We start from the raw sequence: 5,673 nt of genomic DNA, 5'->3' as shown, positions 1-5,673 counted from the left end.
CAGCGGCTCCGGCCGCGACGGCCGCTGCCGCGGGCGCCGCCGTCACCGGGGCGGCCGCGGCGGCCCCCGGCAAGCCGGCCGACGCGACGTCCACGGCGGCGTTCGCGCCGGTGGGTTCGCGTCAGCCCGACCCGCTGGGCCCGCGCATCGCGTCGGGTCCCGTCCCCCCGTCGGACCAGGAGCGCGACGCGTCGCCGCTCGACGTGTTCGACGAGGACGACGGCCGTCGCCGCTGGGTGAAGCCGCTGCTCGTGGTCGTCGGCATCCTCGTGGTGCTCGGCGGGGCGTACGTGGGTGCGTCGTTCGCGCTCGCGGACCGCGTGCCCCGTGGCGCGAGCGTCGCGGGTGTCGACATCGGCGGTCTGGGGTCGGACGAGGCGGTCGCGCTGCTCGAGGAGTCGCTGGCGGACGCGTCGACGGAGCCGATCCCGGTGCAGGCGCAGGACGTGCAGTCGACGCTCGACCCTGCCGCGGCGGGGCTCGAGTTCGACGCGCAGGCCTCGGTGGACGCGCTGACGGGCGCCGACCTGGCGAACCCGGTCCGCCTGTGGCACCAGGTCGTGGGCATGGGCGAGCGGACGCCGGTGACGGTGGTCGACGAGGACGCGCTGGCGGGTGCCGTCGAGGCGCTCGGGGCGTCGCTGGTCCTGGCGCCGGTCGACGGCACGATCGTGTTCGCGGACGGTGCGGCGCACTCGACGGAGGCCGTCGACGGCTGGGAGCTGGACGCCGAGGGTGCGGTGCAGGTCGTGCGGGACGGGTGGCTCGACGCGGCGCGTCCGCTGACGCTGCCGACGACGGCGGTGGAGCCCGACATCACGCAGGAGGAGACCGACGCGGCGTTGTCGCAGGTCGCCGAGCGGGTCGCGGGCGGCATCGTGACGGTGGCGGTCGCGGACCGGACGGCGGCGCTGGACGCGGAGACGCTGACGGCGAACGCGTCGTTCGTGCCGACGGACGGTGACCTGGTCCTGCAGATGAACGGTGAGGCGCTGGCCGAGGCGGTCCTGGAGCAGGTCCCGGACCTGCTGACGGAGTCGGCGGACGCGCACTTCGACCTGTCGTCGGGCGCGCCCGTGATCGTCCCGGGGACCCCGGGTACGACGCTGGACCCGGCGGCGCTGGCGACGGCGGTCGGGTCGGCGGTGCTGGCCGACGACCGGACGGCGCGCGTGGACCTGGTGCAGTCCGACCCGGCCGAGTCGACGGCGGAGCTGGAGGCGCTGGGCGTCAAGGAGATCGTGTCGGAGTTCTCGACGCCTCTGACGGCGGAGCCGCGGCGCACGCGCAACATCCAGAACGGTGCGGACAACATCAGCGGCACGCTGGTCCGGCCGGGGGAGATCTTCAGCCTGACGGAGGCCCTGGGCCCGGTCGACGCGGCGCACGGGTACGTGCAGGCGGGGGCGATCGTCAGCGGCGAGCACGTCGACGCGTGGGGTGGCGGTCTGTCGCAGATCTCGACGACGACGTACAACGCGGCCTACTTCGCCGGGTTCGAGGACGTCGAGCACAAGCCGCACAGCGAGTGGTTCGCGCGCTACCCGGAGGGCCGCGAGGCGACGATCTTCACGGGCACGCTCGACATGCGCTGGAAGAACAACACGCCGTACGGCGCGCTGGTGCAGGCGTGGGTCGACGGTGGTCGGGTGTACGTCCGCATCTGGGGGACGAAGCACTGGACGGTCGAGTCGACGACGAGCCCGCGCTCGGGGGTCGTGGCGCCGACGACGGTGTACTCGCAGTCGCCGACGTGCACCGCTCAGTCGGCGGGCAACCCGGGCTTCTCGGTGACGGTGACCCGCAAGCTGTTCCTCGGCGGGCAGCTGCAGGACACGGACACGAACTCGTGGCGGTACAAGCCGCAGAACAAGATCGTGTGCGGTCCGGCGCCGACCCCGGGGGCCCCCGCGACGCCGTGACGCCCGCCTGAGGCCGGCGCTCCCGAGGCCCTCGCCGACGCCCGACGGTGTCGGCGGGGGCCTCGTGCGTCAGCGGGGGCGTCGCGTCGGTGGGGGCGGGACGCGCTTGGCGAGGACGACGTCGGCCGCGGGGACGTGCACGTCGCCGTGGCGGGTGGCGACGGTGAGGCCGTCGTCGTCGCGCCGGACGACCTCGCCGAGGACGTCGGTGAGGGGCGGCTCGCCGGCGCCGGGGTGGTCGTCGCGTCGTCGTCGCACGACGACCCGCTCGCCGGGCGCGAAGGTGCGCCAGTCGGCGGTCACGTGGTCCGCCGCCGTGGACACCGCGTCACGCCTGGTCGCATGTGGGGGATACTAGGCGGACCCCCTGCGCGTTGGAGGACGCACCGTGACCTATGTCATCGCCGAGCCTTGTGTGGACGTCAAGGACAAGGCGTGCATCGAGGAATGTCCCGTGGACTGCATCTACGAGGGCAAGCGGTCGCTGTACATCCACCCCGACGAGTGCGTCGACTGCGGCGCCTGCGAGCCGGTCTGCCCGGTCGAGGCGATCTACTACGAGGACGACGTCCCGGAGCAGTGGAGCGAGTACTACAAGGCGAACGTCGAGTTCTTCGACGACCTCGGCTCGCCCGGCGGTGCCGCGAAGATGGGTGAGATCGACAAGGACCACCCGATCATCGCCACGCTGCCGCTGCGCGTCCACGGCGACTGACGCCGCGCGGTGGGCTTCCTCACCGGCGCGCTGCCGGACTTCCCGTGGGACACGCTCACCCTGTACGCGGAGCGGGCGCGCGCCCACCCGGGCGGCATCGTCGACCTGTCGGTGGGTACGCCCGTCGACCCGACCCCGCAGGTCGTGCGTGACGCGCTCGACGCGGCCGCCGACTGGCCGGGCTACCCGCTGACGCACGGCACGCCGCAGCTGCGCGAGGCCGTGGTCGGCTGGTTCGCCCGGCGGCGCGGCGTCCCGGGCCTGGACCCGCAGGCGGTGCTGCCGACGGTCGGCTCGAAGGAGCTCGTCGCGCTGCTGCCGTCGCTGCTGGGCCTCGGCGCGGGGGACGTGGTGCTGCACCCCGCGACGGCGTACCCGACGTACGACGTGGGCGCCCGGCTCGCGGGCGCGACGCCGGTCCCGACCGCCGACCCGGCGGCGCTGCTGGAGCGGTCGGCGGGCGACGTCCGGCTGGTCTGGCTGAACTCGCCGGGCAACCCGGACGGGTCGGTGCTCGGTGTCGAGGAGCTGCGCCGCGTGGTCGACGCGGCGCGCGCGGCCGCGGAGCGGGACGGCCGGCCGGTCGTCGTCGCCTCGGACGAGTGCTACGCAGAGCTCGCGTGGGAGGAGCCGTGGGCGTCGTCGGGCGTGCCGAGCGTGCTCGACCCGCGGGTGACCGGCGGCGACCTCACGGGGCTGCTCGCGGTGTACTCGCTCTCGAAGCAGTCGAACCTGGCGGGCTACCGGGCGGCGTTCGTCGCGGGTGACCCGGCGCTCGTCGCGTCGCTGCTGGAGACGCGCAAGCACGCGGGGATGATCGTGCCGGGGCCGGTGCAGGCCGCGACGGCCGCGGCGCTGGGCGACGACGCGCACGTCGCGGAGCAGCGCGAGCGGTACCGGCGGCGGCGGCGGGTCCTGCGCGCGGCGTTCGAGGGCGCGGGCTTCGCGGTGGACCGGTCGTTCGCGGGGCTGTACCTGTGGGTGCGTCCCGAGGGGGCGCCGCAGGACTGCTGGACGACCGTCGGCGACCTCGCCGAGCAGGGCGTCCTCGTCGCCCCGGGCGCCTTCTACGGTGCGGCGGCCGCGGGGCACGTGCGCGTCGCGCTCACCGCGTCGGACGAGAAGGTCGCCGAGGCGGCGGCACGCCTCACCGGAGCATGAGGGTCGTCGTGAGCCCTTTTGTGAGGACTGTCACACCGGGACCCAGGTCCGTTGGAGGATTGGTCACGGCAGGCTAGCCGCAGGTACCGTCGATGCTGGCCAACGAGGGCCCTCGCAGCTGGCCGATCAGGCCGCACGAACCGACGCCACCGGACGCCCAGCGCACTCCCTGGGCCAGGGTCGCCGCAGGAAGGAACCACATGTCGGACGTCATCACCGCGCCGGTCCAGCTGGTCGTGGACGGGGAGTCCCGGGACCTGCCGATCGTGACCGCGTCCGAGGGGAACAACGGCATCGTCGTCTCCTCCCTGCTGCGTGACACCGGGCTCGTCACCGTCGACCCGGGGTTCATGAACACCGCGTCGTGCGAGTCGAAGATCACCTACATCGACGGCGACGCCGGCATCCTGCGCTACCGCGGGTACCCCATCGAGCAGCTCGCCGAGCACTCGTCGTTCCTCGAGGTCGCCTATCTGCTCATCCACGGTGCGCTGCCCGACACGGCGGAGCTCGAGGCGTTCGAGGAGCGCGTCAACCGCCACACGCTGGTGCACGAGGACTTCCGCACCTTCATGGGCACGTTCCCGCGCAACGCGCACCCGATGGCCGTCATGTCGTCGGCCCTCAACGCCCTGTCGACGTTCTACCCGGAGTCGCTCGACCCGCACGACCCCGAGGCCGTCGAGCTCGCGACGGTGCTGATCCTCGCGAAGACGCGCACCATCACGTCGTACGTGCACCGTGCGTCCAAGGGCGAGCCGCTGCTCTACCCCGACTACTCGCGCGGGTACGTCGAGGACTTCCTGCGCATGACGTTCGCCGTCCCGTACCAGCAGTACGAGCCCGACCCGGTCGTCGTGCAGGCCCTCGACAAGCTGCTCATCCTGCACGCCGACCACGAGCAGAACTGCTCGACGTCGACCGTCCGCATCGTCGGCTCGTCCAACGCGAACCTCTACGCGTCGGTCGCGGCGGGCATCAACGCGCTGTCGGGCCCGCTGCACGGCGGGGCGAACGAGGCCGTGCTCAAGATGCTCGACGAGATCAAGGCCAACGGCGGCGACGCGACGGCGTTCATGAAGCGCGTGAAGGACAAGGAGCCGGGCGTCCGCCTCATGGGCTTCGGGCACCGCGTCTACAAGAACTACGACCCGCGCGCCGCGATCGTCAAGGAGAGCGCCGACGCGGTGCTGTCCGCCCTCGGCAAGAACGACGAGCTGCTCGACCTGGCCCGCGGCCTCGAGGAGATCGCGCTGAACGACGACTACTTCGTCTCGCGCAAGCTCTACCCGAACGTCGACTTCTACACGGGCCTCATCTACAAGGCGATGGGCTTCTCCGACTCGATGTTCACGCCGCTGTTCGCGCTCGGACGGATGCCCGGCTGGATCGCGCAGTGGCGCGAGATGATGAACGACCCGCAGACGAAGATCGGCCGCCCGCGCCAGGTGTACACGGGCGAGACCGAGCGCGACTACGTGGCGGTCGCCGACCGCTGACCGCGCGCGTCCGACGCCGGCCACGGCACGCCGGGCCGGCGTCCGTCGTCTGCGGGCACCGTGCAGCCGTGCAGCCGTGCAGCCGTGCAGCCGTGCAGCCGTGCAGGCGTTCAGCCGTGCCGCCGTGCTGCCGGGCTCGCGGGCCTGCGGGGCGTCAGCCGGCGAGCGTGAGCCGGACGACGCCGTCGACCGGCGCGTCGGCTGCGGTCGCCGCGGTCCACGCGTCGCCCTCTCGCTCCCACACCTGGCCGCCCGCCTCCACGCGGGTCAGGCCGAGCGGGGACGCGACCGCGACCGCCCACTGCGCGACGGCCCACGCCACGCGGCCGGCCCCCGCGGGGTCGGCGGCGGCGAGCGGGGCCGTGTCGACCAGGAC

Annotated in this window: 5 protein-coding genes and 1 pseudogene; 4 read left to right on the top strand and 2 right to left on the bottom strand. The window is 73.4% G+C overall.

The window, feature by feature from the left end; all coding sequences use genetic code 11:
* Positions 1–1,922: VanW family protein (locus CBZ_RS04045; RefSeq protein WP_130780317.1), on the top strand; the 1,922-nt coding region annotated here is incomplete at its 5' end.
* Between the two features lie 69 nt (positions 1,923–1,991).
* Here the strand turns inward: CBZ_RS04045 and CBZ_RS04040 are convergent.
* Positions 1,992–2,246, bottom strand: a complete 255-nt coding sequence (locus CBZ_RS04040) for a putative acetyltransferase (protein WP_130780316.1) — start codon at positions 2,244–2,246, stop codon at positions 1,992–1,994.
* A gap of 64 nt (positions 2,247–2,310) precedes the next feature.
* Between CBZ_RS04040 and fdxA the strand changes: the two genes are divergently transcribed.
* From fdxA to CBZ_RS04025, 3 genes are all read left to right on the top strand, one after another.
* The gene (fdxA, locus tag CBZ_RS04035; RefSeq protein ID WP_013772042.1) at positions 2,311–2,637 is read left to right on the top strand and encodes a ferredoxin; all 327 of its coding nucleotides are present in this window, start codon (positions 2,311–2,313) and stop codon (positions 2,635–2,637) included.
* 9 nt (positions 2,638–2,646) lie between these two features.
* Positions 2,647–3,798: a succinyldiaminopimelate transaminase gene (gene dapC, locus CBZ_RS04030; protein WP_130780315.1), complete on the top strand. Its 1,152-nt coding sequence runs from the start codon at positions 2,647–2,649 to the stop codon at positions 3,796–3,798.
* 200 nt (positions 3,799–3,998) lie between these two features.
* Positions 3,999–5,297 (top strand): citrate synthase, encoded by a 1,299-nt coding sequence (locus CBZ_RS04025; RefSeq protein ID WP_130780314.1) that lies wholly within the window; start codon positions 3,999–4,001, stop codon positions 5,295–5,297.
* A gap of 154 nt (positions 5,298–5,451) precedes the next feature.
* On the opposite strand, the pseudogene CBZ_RS20715 reads toward CBZ_RS04025, so the two are convergent.
* Positions 5,452–5,673, bottom strand: a pseudogene (locus CBZ_RS20715) (hypothetical protein); the annotation flags it as partial.

The sequence above is a fragment of the Cellulomonas biazotea genome (assembly GCF_004306155.1).
In the GTDB taxonomy this organism is placed as follows: Bacteria; Actinomycetota; Actinomycetes; order Actinomycetales; family Cellulomonadaceae; genus Cellulomonas; species Cellulomonas biazotea.
Note: the sequence above shows the minus strand (reverse complement) of the source record. Positions and strands in the feature narration are given on the sequence as shown.

Excerpts from the sequence above, each read along its gene's own strand:
- CBZ_RS04025 (WP_130780314.1), top strand. The coding sequence starts at position 3,999 with ATGTCGGACGTCATCACCGCGCCGGTCCAGCTGGTCGTGGACGGGGAG.